Genomic DNA, 21118 nt, shown 5'->3' with positions numbered 1-21118 from the left:
CTAACGAACAGACCATCAGGAGGTAGCCAATGCAAATCGAAACCGTGTGGATCGTACTGGCGGCAGTTCTTCTGCTGATTGAACTCTGGGCCATCAATCGGGTGCGCAAGAGCGAGGGGAAAGCGAGCAATAAAGGTGTGTGGATCGTGCTGATCGTGTTTGTGCCGTTGTTCGGGTTGATTGCCTGGGCGTTAGCGGGGCCAAAACACGTCAGTCAGCATTCGGCGTCGTAATCTGACCCTTGATCCATAGCGACTGAGCATCCGTCACGGACTGACATTCCAAATGCCCGCCGGAGATATGCCTGCTTAAGCCGTTGCCAGCGGACGAGCCCGGCTTTGGCCGGGCTTTTTTCTGGTTGCTCGCCGCGTCTCCCTGCTGCAGGATCAGCCGATCGACAACAGGGAATGTTGAAATGGATCATAAAGCACGTGGGCGAATTGTGGTGGTCGGTGCGGGCATCGTCGGCGCCTCCCTCGCGTATCACCTGTCTGGCAAAGGAGCGCACGTCACGCTGATCGAGGCTGACGAGATCGCGAGCGGCGTCACGGCAAACTCTTTCGCCTGGATCAATGCCTCGCACGCCGGCGCTGATCCGATTGCGCAGTTGCGCGGTATGGCCATAGAAGCATACCGACGACTCGAAACCGAGCTGCCGGATTTGCAGATTCGCTGGACCGGGGCTTTGTCGTACAACGAATCAGCAGAGTATCCGGCGTCGGCGACATTGTTATCGTCTGCCGAGGTGCTTGCCCGCGAGCCCAACCTGAAAAATCCCCCACCCTGCGCGTTGTATCGCGCGGAAGAAGGCGCACTCGACGCCGTGCAAACCACCCACGCCCTGATTGCCGGCGCCCGGGCGCTGGGCGCGCAATTGCTCACGCAAACCCGCGTGACCGGTTTCACAACCTGCAACGCCGATGTCACCGGCGTTGAAACCACAACGGGCGCGATCGATGCCGACCTTGTCGTGCTTGCTGCGGGGACCGGCACCCAACAGTTAACGCAGATGCTCAACGTCTCCCTGCCCATCGACGCCTCCCCCGCCATTTTCATCCGCTACAAGACCCAACCGGGCCTCGTCAAAGGCATCATCTCCAGCCCCGAAATGGAAATTCGGCAAAGTGCCGACGGCACGTTGCTGGCCGCTGAAGATTATCTGAGCGAGGCGCCGGACAACTCGCCGACATACCTCGCCTGGCGAACCGCCGAAGCCATACGCAAAGAAGTTAACGGGGTGGTGTCCATTGCGCCGCAAACCGCCGTCGTCGGGTTCCGGCCCATGCCCGCTGACGGCATCCCCGTTGTCGGTTACCTGCCCGGTGTTGGCGGAGTTTACGTTTGCGCGATGCATCCCGGAGTGACGCTGGCGGCAATCGTCGGGCGCCTCGCCAGTGAAGAGCTGCTGGATCGCCAGTCATCTGCGGCCCTTGCACCGTGCCGCCCAGAGCGTTTTTTTCAGAACTCCGGCAAAGTGACAAAAAACGCTGCGCTTACCCGCTGAAAACCCGCCGCACGATCAACAACAATTCGAGAGGCACAGACGCACATGGACGTCATCAACACGTTACAACCCGCCGACTGTGCGGACATGCAAGATATTCGAAGTGAAATCGACCGACTCGATCAAGCGGTGATCAAACTGCTGGGCAAGCGCTTTCAGTACGTACTCGCTGCCTCGAAGTTCAAGACCTCGGCGGCCTCAGTGCGGGCACAGGAGCGTTTTCAGGCGATGTTGGCAACCCGTCGCGACTGGGCCGAAAACGAAGGTTTGAATGCAGATGCCATTGAGAAAATGTACAGCGACCTGGTCAATCACTTCATTGCTGAAGAGATGAAGCACTGGGCGGCGGCGCAGACGGACAGTTGACTGCTTTAGCGCAGTCTTCCGTTTGCTCCCTAAGCTGACAATCAAGGAGAACAGCATTGACGCCCCCCAAGGACACCGCGTTCGCCTATCAGGAGGTCTACCACTACCTCGTCGGATTGATCGAGGCCGCCAGTGGCATGGGTGAGCAAAAATTGCCGTCACTGCGACAACTGGCGTTGCGCCTCGGCGTTTCAGTATCGACGACCAAATACGCCTACGCACTGCTCGAGGACGAAGGCAGAATCCACGCCAAAGCCAGGTTCGGCTATTTCACCCGGTCAATATCGGCGGCACCTGTGACGGCCAACTCCGGCAATCTTCTGGACCACGTCTTCGCCAGCGCCCGTCAGCCCGGCATGCTGGCCCTGAGCAGCGATGCGCCGGCGATGCTGCTGTCGCTGCAAGGCCCATTGTTGACGATGGAGCGCGAACTGACCCGCCAATACCCGCGCTCGCACGCGCCGCTCTATCAGCCCCTCGGCGAGCCGGAATTGCGCGCGGCCCTGGCTGAACGCTACACTCGTTCCACTCACAACCACTGGCAGGCCGAGCAGGTGTATATCGGCGCGGACCTGCGCAGTGTGCTCGAGTTGTCGCTCAGTGCCTTGAACCTCGGCGGCAGCGTGGCGCTGGTGGAATCGCCCTGCTCGTGGGCGATTCTGCGCCAGTTGCAGGCGGCCAATATCCGCGTTGTCGAAATGCCCTTCGGCGATGACGGCCGCTTCAACCTGCCTGCATTGAAGGCGTTACTCACGCGCGAACCGATACGCTTGGCGGTGCTCTCCTCCACGGTGAATATTCCTCAAGGCCAGTTGATGCCCGCGCAGGATAAACAGCAGATCTGTCGCTGGCTGGCCGAGCGGGCAATCTGGCTGTTCGAAAACGACACGTGGGGCGAGTTGAGTTTCTCCAAGTCAGCTACGCGTTATCGGGACTTTGCCGATCCGCACAAGCTGCTGGTGTTCTCGACATTCGACAAGATTATTGGCGGCGAAGCGCCGTACGGCTACGTGCTGTGTCGCCAGCATGCAGCGCAGTTTCATCGATTGTTTATGCAGCGCGGATTTCGCCTCTCGCCGATGCGGCAGAAAGCGATTGCCAGACTCTACAACTCCAGGCGCATTGACCAGCACCTGACTATGTTGCGCGCTCTGTTGGTCAAGCGCATGCAGCAGCTGCAGACCTTGCTGGAAGAGTACGGTAGCGGCCACTGGCAGGTGCTCGCCCCGCAAGGTGGTGCGAGCTTCTGGCTCAAGGCTGTGCGGCCGATCAACATGCAACGGGTGTTCGAGCGCCTGCTGGCCGAGCGGATCGTCATCGCCCCCGGCGAAATCTTCAGCCAGCAAGGCGCCTGGAACCAGCACCTGCGCCTGAGCTACAGCCTCGATTGGGACAAGAACATTGCCCACGCGGTGCAACGACTGGCGCTGGCGATCACTGAAGAAAACCGCGTCTACAGTCCATAGCAATGCTGCGCTTCAGGAAACCGGCCGTGGCGCACATCGTCAGCAAACTGCGCACAAGCCTCGCTGATCACCGCACCGACATCGGCGTAGCGTTTGACGAAGCGCGGCAGATGTTCACCGCCCAGGCCGAGTACATCTTCGGTGACCAGCACCTGCCCGTCGCAGGCAGGTGAAGCGCCGATGCCGATAGTGGGCATTTTCGACTCCAGCGTAATCTGCCGCGCCACACCCTCCGCCACACCTTCGAGCAACAGGCTGAAGGCGCCCGCGTCGAGATTGGCGCGGGCGTCTTCGGCAATCACCGCAGCGGTTTCAGCCGTCAGGCCCTGGGCCTTGAAACCGCCCATGACATTGACGAACTGCGGCATCAACCCGACATGGGCCATGACCGGAATCCCGCGCGCCACCAGAAACTCGACCGTCGGCGCCAAGGCTTTGTTGGCTTCCAGCTTCACCGCATGACAACCGGTACGCGCCAACACCTGAGCGCAATTGCGAAAGGCCTGTTCATGGGATTCCTGATAACTGCCGAACGGCATGTCGGCCACCACACAGGCCAGGCGCGTGCTATCGACCACCGCCCGCGTGTGACCGATGATTTCTTCGAGCTGCATGCTCAGTGTCGAGGGGCGGCCGTAACCGACCATGGCCGTGGAATCACCGACCAGAATGAAGTCGACGATGGGGTCGATCAGTTTGGCAATCGCGCTGGAATAGGCCGTGAGCGAGACGATTTTCTGTTGGCCTTTCATCGCCACCAATTGCGGTACAGTCAGGCGTTTGGTGCGGGTATGCAGGCTCATGGGCGACGCTCCGAGGCTGCCGTCCATGAACGATAAATGTCGCCAGATTGAATGCGTAACGCTTCCATACAGTGCCCAACTCCAAAAGATTCGAGCACTCGATTATTCGTTTAACGCCGAAACATTCAATGCACAGATTGGCCTGAAAAAGCGACCCAGGTGCACCCTGCTTCGTTGAAATGCAGCAGGATCCCGGATGCTTTATTTCGCCGTTTACCGCAGGATGCGAACTTATAAACACCCCCAAGGAGCAATTTTTATCATGGAAGAAATCATCACCTACCGCACAGCCACTGCCGCCGATGCGCTGGCAATGAGCGAGCTGGGCCAATTGCTCAACTCGGTACACCACGCCGCCCACCCCGATATCTACGCCGCCGCGACCGAAGATTTTGCCCGCGACTTGCCGCACTGGGCCGGGGTATTCGAAAAGCCTGGCCAGATCGTCTATATCGCCAGCGCCGCTGAGCGCCCCGTGGCGTTCATTACGGCCACCGTGTCCGCCAGTTCCGGCCCGCTGATGCAGCCGCAGAACGTGGTTCGCATCGGGTCAGTCTGTGTGGCCGAGCCGTTTTGGGGCAAAGGCATTGGCCGCACGCTGATTCAACGGGTGAAAGGCTGGGCTATCGAGCAAAATGCTCAAGACTTGCGCCTGACGGTCTGGCCGTTCAACGAGCGCGCGGTGCGCATGTATGCCGAGTTTGGCTTCGAGACCCGCGCCCTGGAGATGGGCCTGCGTTTGTGAGGAGCGAACACGTCCGATCATGAATAACCGTGAACAGCTTCATCAGCAGGGTTTTGCCCTGCTCCGTCGCGCCATACCCGCCGAGTGGCTGGACGACCTGCGCCAGGCGTTTGATGCGGGTGTACTGCCGTCGGATCGCTGGCCCGTGCCCCGGGGTCAGGACTGGCGCCATTCGCTGCCGTGTCCGGAGCACCGCCCGCTGACGTCCATGATGAGACGCGATCCGTCCAGCTCACGGGCCGTGCGGGCGACATTCTGGTGTTCGATGTCGACCTGCTGCATGCCGGCAGCCGGAATCTTTCGGGCGCGCGCCGACGCTCGATGCTGATCAATTATTGGGCCGAGCCGCTGTACGTATCTCACCGGCAAACCGTAGCCCTGCGAAATATCCACATGGACCCTATCGAATGGTTCGATCCTGCCGACAACATCCTGGTGGACACCGAGAGGTTTTAATGGCGCGAGTCCATCACGTATAAAGCCACTTTCAATGACGATTCAAGAGGCTGCACCCATGAGCAACGCCTGGAACGAAGGTTATTTCACGGACGAAGGCTACACCTACAGCTATAGCCGGGAAATCAATCCGGTATTCCAGCGTTACTGCCTGTTGTTGCGCGGCTTTGCCGGTCTGGACAACCCCGACGGTTATCACTGCGAACTCGGTTTTGGTCAGGGTGTGTCAATCAATATTCACGCCACGGCCAACCCGGCCGGCTTCGTCGGTACGGACTTCCACCCCGGTCAGGCGGCCCATGCGATTGAACTCGCGGCGCTTGGCAATAACGGTGCGCGGCTGTACGACGACAGCTTCGAGCAACTGCTGGCGCGCCATGATTTGCCGCAATTCGACAGCATCAGCCTGCATGGCATCTGGACCTGGGTCAGCCGTGACAACCAGAAGCTGATTGTCGAATTCGCCCGACGCCACCTCAAACCGGGTGGTCATCTCTACGTCAGCTACAACGCATTCCCGGGCTGGTCGCCTGCTGCGCCGTTGCGCCAATTGTTCAGCCTGCACGACCGCTTTGCCAGTCACTCGACGCGAGCGGATCAGCGCATCGATGCCGCGTTGCAGTTTTCCGAAGCGCTGCTGGCGGCCAACCCCAAATACGCCATTGCCGCGCCGCACTTGGGGGCCAGGCTGCAAACCATCAAAGGCCAGGACCGTCAGTACGTCGCCCATGAATATTTCAATCGCGACTGGAACTGCATGTATTTCGCCGACATGGTTGATGCACTGGCCCCGGCCAAGCTCGATTACGTCACGACGGCGGTGCCGATGGATTCGGTTGACGCACTCAACCTGAGCGCCGAAGGCCTGGCCTTTCTCGACGGTATCGAACACCCGGTGATGCGCGAGCAGGCGCGTGACTACTTCGTCAACCAGGCTTTCCGTCGCGACCTGTACGTGCGCGGTGCCAACCGACTCAGCGCGACCGAGCGCCGCTCGCGCATGCTCAATACGCGATTTGTGCTGATGCAGCCGACAGAAAACGTAGCCTCCAGCGTCACCGGCCCCGCTGGCGCAGCGACGCTGCAAGCGGAAATTTACCGCCCGCTCCTCAATGCCCTCGCGGACCAGATGTATGAAGCCAAAACGATGCAGCAGTTGCTCGATGCGGTGTCGCCAATGGCCTACGACGATCTGGAACAGGCCATCGCCATCCTGGTCAGCATGGGCGCGGTAGCCCCGTGCCAGAGCGAAGCCGCCGAGGCGCGGGTGTACGAACGCTGCGCTGCGTTCAACCTGCAACTGTGCAAGCGCGCGCTGTTCAACGCCGACATTCAAGTGCTGAGCAGCCCGGTCACCGGGGGTGGCGTCACGGTCAGCCGCTTCCAGCAACTGTTCCTGATTGCAATCCGCCAGGGCAAACAGCACCCGGCAGAGTGGGCACAACTGGCGTGGAGCGTCATTGCCGAACAAAACGAAGTGCTGGTCAAGGACGGCAAAACGCTGACCACCGCCGAAGCCAACATCGCCGCACTGACCGAACAGGCCCAGGCTTTTGCCGAGCAATCACTGATCGTGCTGAGTGCTTTGAAAATCGTTTGATCGAGGTGGATGGCGCGCAGTGTTGCAGGCAAATCTGCTGTCACTCGCGCCATCTGCAGACCACTGCCAGCCATCAAAAAGCCCACGGTGGCGCGGGCGCGAACATCGCTTCGAGCCATTGCTTGAACGCGACGACCACCGCCGTCGGAAACCGCGCCGAGGGTCTGACCAGATACACACCTCCCGCGCTATCCAGTTGCCAGTCAGGCAGGACATGAATCAGCTTTCCGGCGGCGATATCGCGACTCATCAACCAATCGCCCGCGCCCAAGATGCCGGCATCCGCCCGTGCAGCGGCCAGCAGCGACTCGCTGTCGCTGGCCGTCAGGTTGCCTTTGACGCTAACGGTTTGCAGCTCATGGCCACGATGAAGGCGCCACAGCGGAAAAGACGCCAGTCCGCTGAAGCGCAGACAGTTGTGTTGAAGCAAATCCTCAGGTGTTGCAGGCACGCCATGCATCTGGAGATAGGCTGGCGAGGCGCACAGAATCCGCCGGTGGTTGCTGAGCTTCGTCGCGATCAGCCGATTATCCTCCAGCTCGCCGATACGAATGGCGGCGTCAAACCCCTGCTCGATGATGTCGACCAACCCCTCGCTGTAGTCGGCAATAATCGAAACTTGCGGATGAGCTTTGAGAAACTCCGGCAACATCGGCCCCAGCCAGAGTCGGCCCATGGCGGCCGGCAACGCGAGGCGCAACGTGCCGCGAAGTTCGCCGGCCCCCTGCGCCGCTTGCTGCTGCGCATCGTTCATCAGTTCGACGGCCGAACGCAGACGCTGCTCCAATTGGGCGCCGGCCTCGGTAATGCGGACCTGACGGGTCGAGCGCTCGACAAGGCGAACGCCCAGACGCTTCTCCATGGCGGCAAGGCGCTTGGAGATAATCGTCGGATGGCGTTGCAGCAGCCGACCCGCCGCGACAAAGGAACCTTGCGAGGCGACGGCCAGGAATGCAGCGATCTCATCGCCGTGTTGATTGCTCAAGACATCAAGATTCATGGTTTCAGAATGATCGCCCCAGAAGATCGGCCCGTTTCCAGGTCGGCATGCGCCAGTGCGGCATCGGCCAATGGATAGCTCGCCCAGATATGTGGCTGGATGATACCGGCTGCGACAGCGGCCAGAACATCCTGCGCACGCGCCTGATACTCAGCAGCCGTCGCAGTGTGCGCAGCCAGTGAGGGACGGGTCAAAAACAGCGAACCCTTGCTGTTGAGTGTCGCCAGTTCCACGGCTGCCGGCGCACCGGATGAGGCGCCGAACGACACCATCAAACCACGCGGGCGCAAGCTGTCCAGTGACGCCTGAAAAGACACCCGCCCGATCGGGTCATACACCACATCGACCTTCTGCCCATCGGTGAGTCGTGCGACGTCCGCTGCCAGGGTCTCGGCGTCGAACACCAGCACCTCGTTACAACCCGACGCCCGGGCCTTTTCGACACTGGCCTGCTTCGACACGACACCGATCACCGTCGCGCCCAAATGCCTTGCCCATGACGCCATGATCGCCCCCAAACCGCCCGCCACCCCGTAAAGCAACAGGGTGGTGCCCGGCCCTACGGGATAGGTGGATTTCAATAAATACTGCGCGGTGATGCCCTTGAACATCACCGCCGCTGCCTCATCGCAAGACAAGGCATCAGGAATTCTGACCAGGCGCTCTGCCGGGAAAAGCCGCGCCGAGGCATAAGCCCCCAATGGCCCGGTGGCGTAAGCCACTCGATCACCTACAACGATGTTACTGACACCTGTGCCCACTGCGGCCACCCGCCCCGCGCCTTCCAGTCCCAAGCCGGAAGGCAACGCAACCGCGACCGCGCCTTTGCGTTGGGTCACATCAAGAAAGTTGACCCCTACCGCTTCTTGCTCAAGCCAAACCTCACCGTGCCCCGGCGCTTGCTTGTCGGTTGCCTGCATTTGCAGTACGTCGTGATTGCCAAACTGCTCAAACCGGATCACAGAAACCATCGTTATCTCTCCTTATCTGGAAGCTGCTTCAACGTCAGTGGTTCCAGTCTGATAACCGATGAGCGGACTAACAAGACCCTCCATTTGCAGATCATTGCTGCGTGCCTTGCAGCAATGCAGCCACACTTCAACCTTGGCCAGCGGCGACATCAGCGGCGCGATAACGCTTAATCAAATGCCCCGTTCAGCACCTCATAAATCAGGCCGGTTGCCAGCGCGACGAGGATCAGATCGGTGCCCGCCTGCTGCCATTCGTAGCCATCGTAATGCGGCAAATGACCGAGCAGACGTCCATCGAGCTTTTTCGCGATACCGGGCGGCAATGGCTTGCCGCGTGCAAGATTCTTTTGAATGCCCGGTGGCAGCGAGGGGCCCGGGCTCCAGTAGTCGCGATAGCCTCCGACAATCCCGAGCACATTGCCGCGATTGATGCTTGGTCCATCATTCCAGTCACCGCCAGCGTTGTTGCCCTTGTTGCCGTTACCTTTCTGGTTGCCGTGGCCCTGCACATTCTGCGAATTGCCCTTGCCATTGCCCTGGCCCTGGCCCTTTCCATTACCGGGATCAGCCAATGCCATCGCCGAACTGAAGACCAGGGCCAAGGAAGAAATCGTTGCAATCCATGTACGTGACTTGATCATGCGGCGCGCCTTCATGGGGGGATGCTCCTGTGTCATCTTGACGTTACACATCAGCTTAGTTTATTCCGGCTGGCCGATCGTCGATTACACCCAGCCCATCGACACCGCCCGACAGGAGCTATTTCATGGACTTGAAGTTCAGCCACATCGACGTACTGGTCAAAGACCTTGAACAAGCCTGCGCCTACTACGCGCAGATACTGCAAGCGCGGATCTCCACAACGCAGATCTGGAATCGCGGGGGCCTGCACGTGCGCTATGCCGTCGCATTGATCGGTCAGGAACGCTTCATGCTGGTCCAGCCGCTGGCGGGGAATCTCAAGGAGCTGTTGGATACAGTGGGCGAAGGCATGATTTACCGCCATTGCTACACGACCCCGGATATCGAGTTGGCTTACGACGAACTGCTCGCCAGCGGTGTTCAGCCGGAAGACGAAAACGGCCAACCACTGACTCGCGAAAACCTGCAATCGCCGTCCGGAACGCGCATCATCTGGCTGCCGAAACGCTTCGGACATTTCTCTATCGAGATTCTTGAAGAGCAGGCGCTGGGGGCGTTTATCGAGGCGGCGTTCGCTTCTGGATGAAACTCCGCCGGCCCTGATCGATACGTCTACGCTCTCTCCATCGCCCCCACGCCTGGAGACTTCGCCATAACCGCCCGCTACTGGCCGCCCTCGCCCTTTTGACCCTGAGTGTCCAGGCTTTTGCCGAGGTCGTCCCTTCCCGCCGACCTTCCACATTCAGGACATCAAGGTCGAAGGTGCCACCATGCACGTGCGTGGAACGAGTTCGCCGGCAACCCGGCCAAAGTCGATGAAGGCACCCGCCAGCATTACGCCAAGCTCTACGCCCGTCCCGGCGCCATGCACGCGGCGTTCGCGCAGTTCCGCAGCATTCGTCAGGACGCCCTCGACAACGCTCCGGTCCTGCAGAAACACTTGAGCATGCCGGTGCCGGCCGTGGGCGGTTAAAAGTCCTTCGGCAACAACGAAGCGATCGTCATGCGCAATGCTGCGGACAACGTCACCGAGGTGGTGATTCCGGCGGCAGGACATTGGTTGATGGAAGAAGCCCCCGCGCCGACCATCAAGGCTGTACGTGACTTTATCGCCATGTGAGGAATTGGCATTGCCTTGGCCCGAGGCTTACGTCAGGATTCGCCCCTTTTCGAGGGCAACGTGCATATCTTGTGGCTCGTCCATTGATGCGTACGTTTACGCCCTTCGCTAACCGATATTCAAACTTGCAGACCGGGTAGAACACATGAATCGCCAAAAGAAACTCAAGCAGTTGTTCAAGGAAAAGGCCAAAAAGGCCAGCGCCAAACTGGCGCCGAAAAAGCCTAAATACATCAGCAAGGCTGATCGGGCGAGATTGGAGGCAGAGGCGGTTCCGGAATCTGTCGATACCAGCGAGAGCTGATCCCTGTCTTACAGGAACGTTGAAATGTTCTCCAGCGCCCGCCCGATGTAGAGATCTCTCACCGCCACCGGCGCGCCGTAATAAAAAGCGCATTGCGTGCGACGTCTCCATCGACAAGGCCCGCGATAAACCAGGCCGCCAGATACTTCGAGGCCACGCAGTCACCTGCAGTGGCGAGATTGCCATTGGCCGCAAACGGTTGATCGAGCACCGCGACAGCGGCCTCCTCGACCTACGATTTGGTGATCAGATTGGTGCAGGGGGGAACGTCGTTCAACAGGTCAAGTTTGGCGAGAATGAGGGTGCAGGAATACTGAGTGCCGAGAAATTTTCGTGCAGGGTCAAGCTGCCCAACCCGGTTGTTGAACCCGGTTGAGAATGCCGAGAACAATGAGCGATTCGAGTTCGTCGAAGCATTAGTCCGCGGCCACTTCATCGATCGATTCATGCTTCTTTGGTTAACGTTTTATTTTCCAGATCAATGCTCTGATAGAACAGTGGAATGTTGAACAGTTTGCGAATATTTTGCAGATAGGCATTCGCCTCATCGGTCAGTTTTGCCGGCGACACCACTACTAGTCTCTTCGCAAGGTTGCGGTTTGTGTAGCACGAATACTCAAGGAGTTGTGAGAGCGCTTCTCTGATGCATTGCTTTGCAGTATTGGCTGTTTTTATTTCATAGAACACGAACGACTTGCCCAGCCGAACAACAACGTCAATCTTTGTCCCAAAACCTGTCAGATTTTCGACAGAAACGTTGACACTTCCATACTGTTCATCGAACAGCTCATGCAGACACTTCTGAATTTGATTATGCACTAGGTCAATATCTGTTATTTTTCCACGATAAACCGCAGAGGTCCGGTCCTTTACACCCATCCCACCAGAGGCAAATATGAACTCACCGAAACTGCCAAATTCTGGAACCGAAATCCTGTTCTTCAAATTGTAATAATCAGACTTCACCGCCGGATTACCAGAATAAAAAGGCAGAGGCTCCTCAAGAAGCTTGATATCTTCAGGTAAAAATTTTATACAGCAAAAATTTACTGCGGAAATGCGTTTGAATTGAGCTGTGTCAGCGTCGACCGCATCGAGCTGCGCGTACATTTCATTTAACCACCCCTTTCTTTTATAAACGTTGTAGACCTTTCGCGACTCTTCGCTTTCGATCACTTGGACATTCAATATTTCGCCCAACCACCAGCGCAACTTGGTTACCCCGTCTATAGTATAAAATGAGATATCGTAGGTACACCCCAGATATTTCGCATGGTGCTGCCCGACCGCCTGAATATAAGCATAGTGGTAACCATCCACCAACTTCCCAACATCCAGTAGCCACTCCTCGTGACCATAACCTGTTTCAGTTTCGTACGATTTATTGTTTTTTACTTTCCCGAGTTTCCCGGAGGGCTTTTGCCAGTTGTTGCTATTCCAGCAGATCCTAGCCAATTTCTTGTCATTCATGACATTTTTCTCCATAGAAACAGCGATAAAAACAGATAAAGCCAGACCCACTCAATATTACCCCAACCACTCGCGCTCAATAATAATAACCGGGAAACGAGTCTCTTTGAAAAAGCCAATCAACTTGCGAAACGCAGCACCCACCATTGCCGTCAACCCGGGCATATAGGGAAAAGAAACAAACAGGCCAGGCGGACCAGCTGTAGCTTGTCGATTATTTGCAGTTAGTTGTACAAGGGTGGCGCAGAGCCTATCCCATTCTGTTACATTCGGAAGTATTGGAGGTGCACCGATTTGATAAACACTATACGTCATAGTGCAATCCGCACCGACAGGAACTTTATCAATACTGGACCTTTTGAATAACGCCTCTATGACCTCACCCAGCGTACTATCGCAGAGGTGACCCTTAACGGCGGGTGCGCACATCCACCTCGACCTCCAATAACCACTGGTATCCCATCCCGAACTTCGGCTTCCCGGAGCAGCGGCGTACCAACCATAAGAGGGAGGACTGGAACATTTAGGCAGAGTAAAAGTGTCCAATATTGGGCCACGTCGGCCGTTTGCTAGATACAAGTCAAATTTCGGCCAGTTGGAAAGCAACGCGAGTTCTTTATTGGTAGAGCAATTGGGATGCGATGGTGAGAGGGCTGTTACTGGGACCTTTGGCAGAGAAGCCGTCGGGGCAGCTTTGGCCTGAACAATCAAACCTCTGATACGACTCCTGATGTTCTGATCCTTCAATCTGGTAACTTCCATCACAAAAATCGCCGCGTCGCCTAACTCGACAGGTCGAGTAATTGGTTTTTGATGAGCGTCTTTTGTTCCTGAAACGGTCATATCTGCGTAAGGTCTTTTGTCGATCCAGCCGAGTGTCACCGTTACCGCACCTTTGGCCTGGTCTGCAGCGAGCGCTTGCTGCAAATCAGACACAAATGCGGGCGAGAAAAGTCGCCTCAATTGAGCAAGCTCACCGAAGCTCGAAGCCCCCTGATATTGAAGTGAAATGGCCCTATCGATTTCCGTACTTAAAGTCATAGCTGTCCTTGGTTATGTCGCGCGAATGTGCGAATGAAGAGGTTCTACAGGCCTTGGAGAATTGTCGCAACAGTCCTTCGGGTGAGTAGACTGTCTTTTAGAGCCTTTTTTCAATCCTCAATCGAAGACCTGAAAGATCTCTCACTGACTGACCCTAACTAATCCCCGCAGAGCCTGATAGCTCGACTTTTGAAGGAAAAAAATGATCGCACCTATGAAGCGAGAGGAAAATATTCGACGTCTCAGAAAATATCTCCGCATTGACGCGGTTCTCTTTATAGCCAGCATGGTGGGTGCTTTTACTCTTAGCGGTTTTGCACACTTGGAAAAATTTTATCTGACCCTTGACATAGCGATTGAGCGAGTAAACATCAGTGCACAGCAGTTTTGGGCCTATGGTGCAACCGGATTCGGGTCCTTTCTTGGCACACTATTGTTTGCCATGTCTCTGGTTGGAACCATCACCCTGCTCATGCTGCTTTTTGAGCAACCCCGAGGCGACATTGGTGAATTCGTAGCCCCCAAATGGATTTCCAACGTTCGTGACCGTGCCGCAGAAAATCGCATTGGGTACATCGTTGTTGGAATTCTCTGCTTGCTCACGTTTCTATTGATATCCACTTGGTATCTTTTGGTACGCGTCCCCTCAAATACTGGCCGGGCAGCGGCGCTGGGTCTTGCTTCCAACTGCGACCTACGTCGTGTGATTTATGCAAAGCTTGACAAATATGAAGGCTGCCAGATCGCAGAATCCAACGACATGTTTTACTTTTTAAAGCGGCACCACGTCGACTCAATGGGTGTCGAGTTCCAAACATTCGAGTTACCGAAGTCCGGTATTAGAAACATCACAGGGGAAAAACAGACACTCACGTATAAACAGTAAAACAACGACGCGTAGCCAAAGCGAGGCGAAACGTACGGCAAAAATTCCGCCGTTACGGAACATGAAAAGCCAGCCATTCCTTTCCGGAAGCGCTGGCCGATGCCGCTGATCAATTAAGCACGAAGGTTCCATCTCAGATGGTTTTCAAGTTCAGCCGAATGCCGCAGTAGAAGGTTCCTCTGAGACAAGCCAACATGTGGGCGCGCTAAGCTGCTATTACAGTCCCAATTCAACTCCTTCCACCAACACCGTATTCACACATCAACGTTCTGAATGTATGCGGTATTTGTACCCACTTAAGTAAAGGGTATATCGCAGGCTCTATTTCGTCACTGGCAATGATTTTGGGAGCTATGAGTATTTTGGCTCTACTGCTGTCGAGATAAAGCACGTCAAATTCATCAGAACGAACATTAGTGCACGGTGAGTAGCTACTGAAGTCAGCAACATGTGCAAAGCGATATAACACTTCACCACGACGCTCATCCGATGCCAGAACAGTGGTTACAAATATACCAGCGAGAAAAAATACCAGACTGTTTGATAGATGGCAGAGCATATAACCGCCTGCTCGCATACGTTTTCGACGTAAATAGGAGTACCGCACTAACATTGCAAAGGAGACAATGGAAATCAGAAAGAAAATCCACTGGAGTTTAGCCACGGCATGCATGAATGTCGCTGCGGTCAATGTCATCGGTAGCAGAGAGGGGTCAACGTGAAACATTTGATTGATTTCGACTTGAGCATCGATCTTGGCAACAACGCTTAGTCCACCTAAAAAGACAGCCCAGATCAGTAAGCTCGACTTTAGGTGCATCAGCTTTTGAGCCAGCTTAATCTCGATAAGACTCATCAGAATGTAGAAACTGAGAAGCATCGACACCGCGAAAGCGAGGACGAACAGAGTGGGATAAGGCGTGCTTGACTGAACCGCGCAGCCGGCGACGACGATGAGGAGGAAAGCGATGACTGCCAGCAGGCAAAGTGCCCTGACTGTCGCTATCGGGGTTAGTGATTTGCTCTCTCCTTCGCTATGGGTAGCTGTTTTGTTCAGGTGGGAAATATCCTGCATATGCAGTCGTTCCTTGATTCCGGGTTGAGATTGTCAGCGCAGTATTGCTTCTAACCTATCGGCACTCCGACCCCGATGCTTAAGCACCCTTAGTCTGACCAGGGTTTCCAGCACTATTTGCGACAATGTCATTGATAAGACACTCCATACTGGCAGCCTTTCTGCTCCTGCGCATGTTCAAAGGTGAGAAGGCAGCTATGCTGGGAGTACGGTCACTCTCGCACGGCCAAGCGAACTCATCGGTTCAACCCAAGCCTCTGGGAATGTAAGGCTCGCCTGGCAAAGAGCAGGACTGCCGCTGGGAACTATCGGCCTCAAGTCCGGGCGGCGCGGTCCCCATCTTAGTTCTACCGAGTCAGGAAGACCGTGCTAGAAGGACAAGGAGATCTCAATGCCCGATCATGCTCGAACCACCACCGATGCCCTCCTGACGAGACACCCGACTCTCGAGATGATCACGCCGACCTATCAGAGTGACGACGAGACCATTGACGGCGGTGTTTGTCGCGGGATGGCCAGCCGCTGGATTGGCGCCCAATTACTTGGCGAGCAGAACATCGTCGCCTTTCGCAAACTCGCGACCAACACTGACGGTAAAGTGAATATGGAGTTCGTCAGATATCAGGCTGCCTTCAACGCCGTTGGCAAAGAATTCGAAACCTCGAGAACCCAGTTCAGAACCCTCATGGACGAGGCCGAACGGCTCGACGCAGTCTTCAACGGAAAGAGCGAGAGGGGCTGGTTTGAAAGGATGCCGACTGCGGAAAAAGTTGCCGAGGCTTCAGATGCAGCGGTGAAAGCCGCCACAAACCTCACCAAATCGGCCAGCATGCTCCATCGATACATGTCGGGCGGATTGCAGGAGGTTAATAAGGTGAGTGATGTCGACTACACAGCCTTCGAGCAAGCGCTACACACCCATCTCACAGGGAACGGTTTCTACTACATTGGACTCGGCGGTACACACGCTATTGCCTTCTACGTTGCACAAGCCGGCGAGTGCCTGTTTATCGACGCCAATACCGGCGAGTGGAAGTCGCCGGATCTTGCGACCCTCTCGACCTTTTTCGCCGACTACATGGTCAGCCTCTACGGTACCCAGTATGCAGGAAGGAGAGTCATCATTTACCACCACGCAAGTGTCATCGTCGTCAGCTAGTGAATGGCTGAGCGCGCTCTCCATCTCGCGATCTGATCGGCCACTGTTCATTCGAAAGCAAGACTGAGAATGTAGAAGGGGCACCTCGTCCCAGCATTTCCTGATAAGGCGCGACCTTGTTCAGCGACTGCTCAGACAGGTTTACACGTCAGCCACGCGCCCCAGAACAAACTGCTGAAGAACCGCGTCGCTTCGCCAAATCCCGCCTCATGCAACAGCGCCTGAACCGCCGCCTCGGAATGCGGCGGATCGGCGCCTTGCAAAATCTTGCCCAGCTTGGCCTTCACCTCCTCCGCGCTCGCACCCTGCTGGCGCCAGCGCTGCCCCCACGCTTCCAGCAATAACGGCTGACTGGCATAGGCGTAATGATTGCCCGCGACAATCAGCGGCGCACCCGGCTTGAGACGCGCCTGAATCGATTGCAGGATCTGGCGTTTGAGGTCATCACCGTTCAGATGATGGAGCACGCCGATCAGCGTCGCCGCGTCGAATTGCGCATCGGCCGGCAAGTCCTCGACATGCCCGAGATGAACCTGCGTCCGATGCAGCAAGTCGTTGGCCTCCAAATGCTGCACGGCGGCTTCAAGCATCGGCGCGGAAGGATCGACCGCGATGAAACGCCACTGCGGTTCCAGCGCCGCCATCGCAATGATTTCCTGTGCCGTACCGCCCGCGCCGACCACCAGTATGTTGGCCGGGCGCGAACCGAGACTGGCGGCCAACATGCAGGCCGCCAGATCGTGACAGGCGTCGTAGCCGGCCAGGGCGATGCGGCTTTGTCGGGCATATTCGCTGGCGCGGGAGGTGTCGAATTTTTCTACTGATGTTGGGTGCACGACGAGACTCCTTTCTGTTTCAGAAGAAACTACGCCGAGAAGTCACATAAGAAAAATTCATTAATTTTATGCCCCGCATTCCTCTCTGGAATGCGACGTCAACGCCTATCATTAATCGCATCAATAACAACCATTGATTCAATGAAGTTCTCTTATCAGGTTCGCGGCGTAAGATCGGCTCCAGACCTCACCACTACCCCACGGAGCACAAACTCATGAAACGCCAAGCCGTTCTCAGCATCGCTTTCTCGCTCTTTGCCCTGAATGCTTTTGCCGCTGAACCTGCCACCCAGACTGATCCACTGTTCAGCGACGCAGTAGCCGCCGCGACCCAGACTGATCCGCTGTTCAGCGATGCAGTGGCCGCCGCGACCCAGACTGACCCACTGTTCAGCGACGCGGTAGCCGCCGCCACCGAAACCGACCCGCTGTTCAGCGACGCAGTAGCCGAAGGCGGTTCAGACCGTTTGCTCGAACGCCGCGCCGTCTGAATGCAGCGCTTCAGCGCAGTCACCGAAGAAAGGCCCGACCTCACCCGTCGGGCTTTTTTCGTCTGGAAGCGCTGCGCACCTGCCCTGCTCTGCCCGAAACTTTTCCTCCCCGATCGGCTTGATCACCTAACCTCATAGACTGTGTGATCAATTCGAGCCGCCGCACCCATGCGCAACACATTGAAGTCGTTGTTTATTCTCGCATTCATGCTGCTGGTTGGCGGTAGTCCGACGCTATGGGCAGCCGACTTGCCGGCGCCGGTAACCACCGCGGCTGCGCCATTGCCGGTGATTTCGCAAAGCGATCTGCAGGCGCTGCAACAACGTCTCGATGGCCTCAAACAACAGATTTCTGCGGCGAACAACTACAACCAGCTCGAAGGCCCGCAGGATCGGGTGCAGGCGTTTATTTTGGATGTCGATCGGTTGTCGGCGGCGTTGTTGCCGCAGCAGGCGCAACTGGCGGTGCAGTTGGGGGTGCTGGGGGCGGCGCCGGATGCCGATCTGGCAGCTGAGCAGGCAGACATCGTCGCGCAACGGGCGTCGCTGGCCGAGCAGAAGAGCAAGGTCGACGGCACGTTGAAGAGCCTGGCGGCGCTGAAGCAGAGCGCGGCAGATCTGATTACGCAGATCGCCGGCATCCGTCGCACCCTGCTTGAAAGTGAGCTGACGCTGGGCACTGACAGCGTGCTGAGCCCGAGTTTCTGGTCGCCGCTGGTGAGCCCGAGTGACGACGACCGTCAGCGTTTACGTTTTTTCATCGCGCAGGTGCGCGATACCTGGGCCGCCGTGTGGGCACCAGGGGAACGTTTCTACACCAGTGTGTTGATGGCGTTGGCGCTGATCATCTGGACATTCGGCCGCAGACTGGCCGAACGGGGTCTGACCTGGGTGTGCATTTACCGCATGCCCGAGGGACGCCTGCGTCGCAGTGCGCTGGCGTTCGCCTCGGCGCTGGCAACCATCGCCACCACCGCGATTGCTTTGCAATTGCTGTTCTATGCCTGCACCCGCCACCAACCTTTGCCACCGGTGCTGGAAACCTTCTCCGAAGAGTTCGAAAAAGTCGTCTATGCCTGCGTGCTGCTCACCGGATTGAGCCGTGCGTTGCTGTCGACCGAGCATCCCTCGTGGCGCCTGCCAGCGATTGCCGATCAAGTGGCATTGGCGCTCAAACCCTACCCACGCATTCTGTCCTGCACGTTACTGGTGCTGGTGACGCTGGTCCAGGTCAGCAATGCCACGGGCATGAGCAGCCAGATCGTGATCGCCGGGCGCGGGGTGATTTCCATCGTTGTGCTGGCAATCGTGACGAGTCTGCTGTTGCGCGTCGGCAAAGTGCGCAAGGCGCTGGTCGCGGCCAATGACGCGGCGGCGGCAAACAGCACGTTTGCCGGGGTGATTTACACCCTCGCCAGCGTCTCGATGTTTGTCTCGGCGATTGCCCTGCTCGCAGGCTACGTATCGCTGGCGCGGTTCATCAGTTATGAGCTGGTGTGGGCGTACATTGTCTTGTCGGGTTTCTACCTGCTGATTCAACTGGTCAAGGACGCCTGTGAGCATGTGTTTTCACCCCGACATGCGAGCGGCAAGGCGCTCAAACAGCTGCTCGGCATTGGCGATCGACGACTTGATCAGATCGAGATTCTGCTGTCGGGTTTCAGTCGGGCAGCGCTGCTGTTGCTGGCGGTCATCGCCCTGTTTGTCGGCGGCATCGGCACCACGCTCGGGCAACTGGCGAGCAACATCATGGCGATCCTCGGCGGCGCCGGGCTGCGCAAGCTGAACATCGTTCCCGGCCACCTGCTCAATGCCGTCCTGGCGCTGATGATCGGCATCTGGCTGATCCGCGCCCTGCGCCGCTGGCTCGACAACGAGTTTCTGCCCAAGACCGACATGGACCCGGGCATGTGCGCCTCGCTGAGCACGCTGTTTTCCAACATCGGTTACGCGTTCGTGATTCTGCTGACGCTGTCGTCACTGGGCGTGCAGTGGACCAATCTGGCGTGGATCGTCAGTGCGCTGTCGGTGGGTATCGGCTTTGGTCTGCAGGAGATCGTCAAGAACTTCGTCTCGGGCCTGATTCTGTTGACTGAACGACCGGTGAAAGTCGGCGACTTGATCAGCATCAGTGGTGTGGAAGGCGACATCCGCCGCATCAACGTGCGCGCCACGGAAATCCAGCTCAGCGACCGCTCGATCGTCATCGTGCCCAACTCGCAACTGATCTCGCAGAACCTGCGCAACGTCACGCTGGGCGGCAGCGCGCAAGGTGTGGCGTCACTGGAATTGGTGTTCCCGCTGGACATCGATCCCGAAGAGGTCAAGGACCTGTTGCTCAACACCTATCGGGAGAACGAAACCATCCTCGATAAACCGGCGCCGTTTGTGCGCTTCAGCAAATTGTCGCCGGACGGGATCACCTTGACGGTGACCGGGTATGTGGGCAGCCCGAGGATTGTCGGGGTCACCAAAAGTGATTTGCTGTTCGAGATTCTCAAGCGTTTGGGGGCGGCGGAAATTGCCTTGGCGAAACCGCCGGCGACGACGTAAGCGGGTTATTCCCGAAGCGCCTATCAGCCTGCTTTTTAGGTCTTTATTGGCCGGTAAACCGCAACCTTATACTCAAGCGGTTCACCTAACGATCAATAAGGATGTTCCATGCCTCAACGTCTCTTACTGGCGGCCTTGTTCCTGGCCGTCGCCGGTTGTGCCAGCCCTCCTCCTGCGTCCGTTCACACCCATGATCCCGCCAGCTCGACCCTGCAAGGCGATGCCTCGCGGCCGGCACAGGCGCAGTGGATTCGCACCGAGTTGTACTTTTCGGTGGGTTCAATTGATGGCAAGGAAGGTGCGGTGAGCACGGCGCGCTGGCGTGAGTTTCTTGATCAGGAAGTCACGTCGCGGTTTCCTGATGGTTTCAGTGTGTTCGATGCTTATGGGCAGTGGCGGGATAAGGGCGCGAAAGAACCTGAGCGCTTGAGCACCAAGGTGATTGTGATCCTGCATGAGAACAGTGCGAAGAATGGGGCCAGCATCGAAGCGATTCGTCTGGCTTACAAGCGTATTACGGGGGACTTGTCGGTGCTGCGGTTGTCGCAGCCGGCGGAGGTGTCCTTCTAGAAGCCCCTCACCCTAGCCCTCCCGAAACGTCGGACCGCCCAAAGGGAGAGGGAACCGATC

At 57.1% G+C, this 21118-nt stretch carries 22 protein-coding genes and 2 pseudogenes; 15 read left to right on the top strand and 9 right to left on the bottom strand.

The window, feature by feature from the left end; all coding sequences use genetic code 11:
- Positions 1 to 29: 29 nt before the first annotated feature.
- From PMI23_RS23580 to PMI23_RS23565, 4 genes are all read left to right on the top strand, one after another.
- Entirely contained in the window at positions 30 to 233 is a 204-nt protein-coding gene (locus tag PMI23_RS23580) for a PLD nuclease N-terminal domain-containing protein (protein ID WP_007916127.1), read from the top strand.
- A 182-nt stretch (positions 234 to 415) separates the two neighbouring features.
- Positions 416 to 1504 carry an NAD(P)/FAD-dependent oxidoreductase gene (locus PMI23_RS23575; protein WP_007916126.1) on the top strand — a complete coding sequence of 363 codons (1089 nt, stop codon included), beginning with the start codon at positions 416 to 418 and terminating at the stop codon, positions 1502 to 1504.
- 45 nt (positions 1505 to 1549) lie between these two features.
- Positions 1550 to 1870, top strand: coding sequence for an isochorismate lyase (locus PMI23_RS23570; protein WP_007916125.1), 321 nt, complete (start codon positions 1550 to 1552; stop codon positions 1868 to 1870).
- 56 nt (positions 1871 to 1926) lie between these two features.
- Positions 1927 to 3336 carry an aminotransferase-like domain-containing protein gene (locus tag PMI23_RS23565; protein WP_007916120.1) on the top strand — a complete coding sequence of 470 codons (1410 nt, stop codon included), beginning with the start codon at positions 1927 to 1929 and terminating at the stop codon, positions 3334 to 3336.
- On the opposite strand, the gene panB is transcribed toward PMI23_RS23565, so the two are convergent.
- Positions 3324 to 4139 (bottom strand): 3-methyl-2-oxobutanoate hydroxymethyltransferase, encoded by an 816-nt coding sequence (panB, locus tag PMI23_RS23560; protein WP_007916118.1) that lies wholly within the window; start codon positions 4137 to 4139, stop codon positions 3324 to 3326. The two genes, PMI23_RS23565 and panB, sit on opposite strands and share 13 nt — an antisense overlap.
- 262 nt (positions 4140 to 4401) lie before the next feature.
- Here panB and PMI23_RS23555 point away from each other — a divergent pair, with 262 nt between their 5' ends.
- The 3 genes and pseudogenes from PMI23_RS23555 to PMI23_RS23545 all read left to right on the top strand — a co-directional run bounded on the left by PMI23_RS23555 (position 4402) and on the right by PMI23_RS23545 (position 6940).
- A complete protein-coding gene (locus PMI23_RS23555) occupies positions 4402 to 4884 on the top strand; it encodes a GNAT family N-acetyltransferase (RefSeq protein WP_042705020.1) in 483 nt (160 codons plus the stop codon).
- Between the two features lie 19 nt (positions 4885 to 4903).
- A pseudogene (locus PMI23_RS29520) lies at positions 4904 to 5340 on the top strand (phytanoyl-CoA dioxygenase family protein).
- A 58-nt stretch (positions 5341 to 5398) separates the two neighbouring features.
- The gene (locus PMI23_RS23545) at positions 5399 to 6940 is read left to right on the top strand and encodes a class I SAM-dependent methyltransferase (protein WP_007916114.1); all 1542 of its coding nucleotides are present in this window, start codon (positions 5399 to 5401) and stop codon (positions 6938 to 6940) included.
- A 73-nt stretch (positions 6941 to 7013) separates the two neighbouring features.
- Here the strand turns inward: PMI23_RS23545 and PMI23_RS23540 are convergent, their stop codons facing one another.
- From PMI23_RS23540 to PMI23_RS23530, 3 genes are all read right to left on the bottom strand, one after another.
- Positions 7014 to 7940 carry a LysR family transcriptional regulator gene (locus PMI23_RS23540; RefSeq protein WP_007916112.1) on the bottom strand — a complete coding sequence of 309 codons (927 nt, stop codon included), beginning with the start codon at positions 7938 to 7940 and terminating at the stop codon, positions 7014 to 7016.
- Complete coding sequence (locus tag PMI23_RS23535) at positions 7937 to 8911, bottom strand: quinone oxidoreductase family protein (protein ID WP_007916110.1); 975 nt, start codon at positions 8909 to 8911, stop codon at positions 7937 to 7939. Before PMI23_RS23535 ends, PMI23_RS23540 begins: the two co-directional genes overlap by 4 nt.
- Before the next feature lie 167 nt (positions 8912 to 9078).
- Positions 9079 to 9552 carry an anti-virulence regulator CigR family protein gene (locus PMI23_RS23530; protein ID WP_042705023.1) on the bottom strand — a complete coding sequence of 158 codons (474 nt, stop codon included), beginning with the start codon at positions 9550 to 9552 and terminating at the stop codon, positions 9079 to 9081.
- A gap of 125 nt (positions 9553 to 9677) precedes the next feature.
- On the opposite strand from PMI23_RS23530, the gene PMI23_RS23525 reads away from it, so the two are divergent.
- The 3 genes and pseudogenes from PMI23_RS23525 (at position 9678) to PMI23_RS29515 (ending at position 10977) form a co-directional block, all read left to right on the top strand.
- On the top strand, positions 9678 to 10139 hold the full coding sequence (locus tag PMI23_RS23525; RefSeq protein WP_007916108.1) for a VOC family protein: 462 nt from the start codon (positions 9678 to 9680) through the stop codon (positions 10137 to 10139).
- Between the two features lie 189 nt (positions 10140 to 10328).
- A pseudogene (locus PMI23_RS30210) lies at positions 10329 to 10673 on the top strand (alpha/beta fold hydrolase); the annotation flags it as partial.
- 145 nt (positions 10674 to 10818) lie between these two features.
- Positions 10819 to 10977, top strand: a complete 159-nt coding sequence (locus PMI23_RS29515; RefSeq protein ID WP_007916107.1) for a DUF2986 domain-containing protein — start codon at positions 10819 to 10821, stop codon at positions 10975 to 10977.
- A 58-nt stretch (positions 10978 to 11035) separates the two neighbouring features.
- On the opposite strand, the gene PMI23_RS30080 is transcribed toward PMI23_RS29515, so the two are convergent.
- The 3 genes from PMI23_RS30080 to PMI23_RS23510 all read right to left on the bottom strand — a co-directional run bounded on the left by PMI23_RS30080 (position 11036) and on the right by PMI23_RS23510 (position 13488).
- The gene (locus PMI23_RS30080; RefSeq protein WP_238539560.1) at positions 11036 to 11188 is read right to left on the bottom strand and encodes a hypothetical protein; all 153 of its coding nucleotides are present in this window, start codon (positions 11186 to 11188) and stop codon (positions 11036 to 11038) included.
- Between the two features lie 233 nt (positions 11189 to 11421).
- Positions 11422 to 12447, bottom strand: coding sequence for a hypothetical protein (locus PMI23_RS23515; protein WP_007916106.1), 1026 nt, complete (start codon positions 12445 to 12447; stop codon positions 11422 to 11424).
- A 57-nt stretch (positions 12448 to 12504) separates the two neighbouring features.
- On the bottom strand, positions 12505 to 13488 hold the full coding sequence (locus PMI23_RS23510) for a hypothetical protein (RefSeq protein WP_007916105.1): 984 nt from the start codon (positions 13486 to 13488) through the stop codon (positions 12505 to 12507).
- Between the two features lie 202 nt (positions 13489 to 13690).
- On the opposite strand from PMI23_RS23510, the gene PMI23_RS23505 reads away from it, so the two are divergent.
- On the top strand, positions 13691 to 14374 hold the full coding sequence (locus tag PMI23_RS23505) for a hypothetical protein (protein ID WP_007916104.1): 684 nt from the start codon (positions 13691 to 13693) through the stop codon (positions 14372 to 14374).
- A gap of 229 nt (positions 14375 to 14603) precedes the next feature.
- Here PMI23_RS23505 and PMI23_RS23500 read toward each other — a convergent pair whose 3' ends face one another.
- Entirely contained in the window at positions 14604 to 15449 is an 846-nt protein-coding gene (locus PMI23_RS23500; RefSeq protein ID WP_007916103.1) for a hypothetical protein, read from the bottom strand.
- Positions 15450 to 15840: 391 nt separating this feature from the next.
- On the opposite strand from PMI23_RS23500, the gene PMI23_RS23495 reads away from it, so the two are divergent.
- The gene (locus tag PMI23_RS23495) at positions 15841 to 16608 is read left to right on the top strand and encodes a YopT-type cysteine protease domain-containing protein (RefSeq protein ID WP_007916102.1); all 768 of its coding nucleotides are present in this window, start codon (positions 15841 to 15843) and stop codon (positions 16606 to 16608) included.
- Positions 16609 to 16739: 131 nt separating this feature from the next.
- Here PMI23_RS23495 and PMI23_RS23490 read toward each other — a convergent pair whose 3' ends face one another.
- A complete protein-coding gene (locus tag PMI23_RS23490) occupies positions 16740 to 17444 on the bottom strand; it encodes a class I SAM-dependent methyltransferase (RefSeq protein WP_007916100.1) in 705 nt (234 codons plus the stop codon).
- A gap of 215 nt (positions 17445 to 17659) precedes the next feature.
- On the opposite strand from PMI23_RS23490, the gene PMI23_RS23485 reads away from it, so the two are divergent.
- The 3 genes from PMI23_RS23485 (at position 17660) to PMI23_RS23475 (ending at position 21058) form a co-directional block, all read left to right on the top strand.
- Positions 17660 to 17935, top strand: a complete 276-nt coding sequence (locus PMI23_RS23485) for a hypothetical protein (protein ID WP_007916098.1) — start codon at positions 17660 to 17662, stop codon at positions 17933 to 17935.
- Positions 17936 to 18103: 168 nt separating this feature from the next.
- Entirely contained in the window at positions 18104 to 20488 is a 2385-nt protein-coding gene (locus PMI23_RS23480; protein WP_007916096.1) for a DUF3772 domain-containing protein, read from the top strand.
- 108 nt (positions 20489 to 20596) lie between these two features.
- Positions 20597 to 21058, top strand: a complete 462-nt coding sequence (locus PMI23_RS23475) for a DUF3574 domain-containing protein (protein WP_007916094.1) — start codon at positions 20597 to 20599, stop codon at positions 21056 to 21058.
- Positions 21059 to 21118 lie beyond the last annotated feature (60 nt).

The organism is Pseudomonas sp. GM24 (assembly GCF_000282235.1).
Lineage (GTDB): Bacteria > Pseudomonadota > Gammaproteobacteria > Pseudomonadales > Pseudomonadaceae > Aquipseudomonas.
The sequence above is the reverse complement of the archived record's forward strand: the minus strand, read 5'-3'. Positions and strand labels throughout refer to the sequence as shown.

What these genes read in the sequence shown, in the direction of transcription:
- PMI23_RS23580 (WP_007916127.1), top strand. Translation starts at nt 30, where the DNA reads ATGCAAATCGAAACCGTGTGGATCGTACTGGCGGCAGTTCTTCTGCTG.
- PMI23_RS23575 (WP_007916126.1), top strand. Translation starts at nt 416, where the DNA reads ATGGATCATAAAGCACGTGGGCGAATTGTGGTGGTCGGTGCGGGCATC.
- PMI23_RS23570 (WP_007916125.1), top strand. Translation starts at nt 1,550, where the DNA reads ATGGACGTCATCAACACGTTACAACCCGCCGACTGTGCGGACATGCAA.
- panB (WP_007916118.1), bottom strand. Translation starts at nt 4,139, where the DNA reads ATGAGCCTGCATACCCGCACCAAACGCCTGACTGTACCGCAATTGGTG.
- PMI23_RS23555 (WP_042705020.1), top strand. Translation starts at nt 4,402, where the DNA reads ATGGAAGAAATCATCACCTACCGCACAGCCACTGCCGCCGATGCGCTG.
- PMI23_RS23545 (WP_007916114.1), top strand. Translation starts at nt 5,399, where the DNA reads ATGAGCAACGCCTGGAACGAAGGTTATTTCACGGACGAAGGCTACACC.
- PMI23_RS23540 (WP_007916112.1), bottom strand. Translation starts at nt 7,940, where the DNA reads ATGAATCTTGATGTCTTGAGCAATCAACACGGCGATGAGATCGCTGCA.
- PMI23_RS23535 (WP_007916110.1), bottom strand. Translation starts at nt 8,911, where the DNA reads ATGGTTTCTGTGATCCGGTTTGAGCAGTTTGGCAATCACGACGTACTG.
- PMI23_RS23530 (WP_042705023.1), bottom strand. Translation starts at nt 9,552, where the DNA reads ATGATCAAGTCACGTACATGGATTGCAACGATTTCTTCCTTGGCCCTG.
- PMI23_RS23525 (WP_007916108.1), top strand. Translation starts at nt 9,678, where the DNA reads ATGGACTTGAAGTTCAGCCACATCGACGTACTGGTCAAAGACCTTGAA.
- PMI23_RS29515 (WP_007916107.1), top strand. Translation starts at nt 10,819, where the DNA reads ATGAATCGCCAAAAGAAACTCAAGCAGTTGTTCAAGGAAAAGGCCAAA.
- PMI23_RS23515 (WP_007916106.1), bottom strand. Translation starts at nt 12,447, where the DNA reads ATGAATGACAAGAAATTGGCTAGGATCTGCTGGAATAGCAACAACTGG.
- PMI23_RS23510 (WP_007916105.1), bottom strand. Translation starts at nt 13,488, where the DNA reads ATGACTTTAAGTACGGAAATCGATAGGGCCATTTCACTTCAATATCAG.
- PMI23_RS23505 (WP_007916104.1), top strand. Translation starts at nt 13,691, where the DNA reads ATGATCGCACCTATGAAGCGAGAGGAAAATATTCGACGTCTCAGAAAA.
- PMI23_RS23500 (WP_007916103.1), bottom strand. Translation starts at nt 15,449, where the DNA reads ATGCAGGATATTTCCCACCTGAACAAAACAGCTACCCATAGCGAAGGA.
- PMI23_RS23495 (WP_007916102.1), top strand. Translation starts at nt 15,841, where the DNA reads ATGCCCGATCATGCTCGAACCACCACCGATGCCCTCCTGACGAGACAC.
- PMI23_RS23485 (WP_007916098.1), top strand. Translation starts at nt 17,660, where the DNA reads ATGAAACGCCAAGCCGTTCTCAGCATCGCTTTCTCGCTCTTTGCCCTG.
- PMI23_RS23480 (WP_007916096.1), top strand. Translation starts at nt 18,104, where the DNA reads ATGCGCAACACATTGAAGTCGTTGTTTATTCTCGCATTCATGCTGCTG.
- PMI23_RS23475 (WP_007916094.1), top strand. Translation starts at nt 20,597, where the DNA reads ATGCCTCAACGTCTCTTACTGGCGGCCTTGTTCCTGGCCGTCGCCGGT.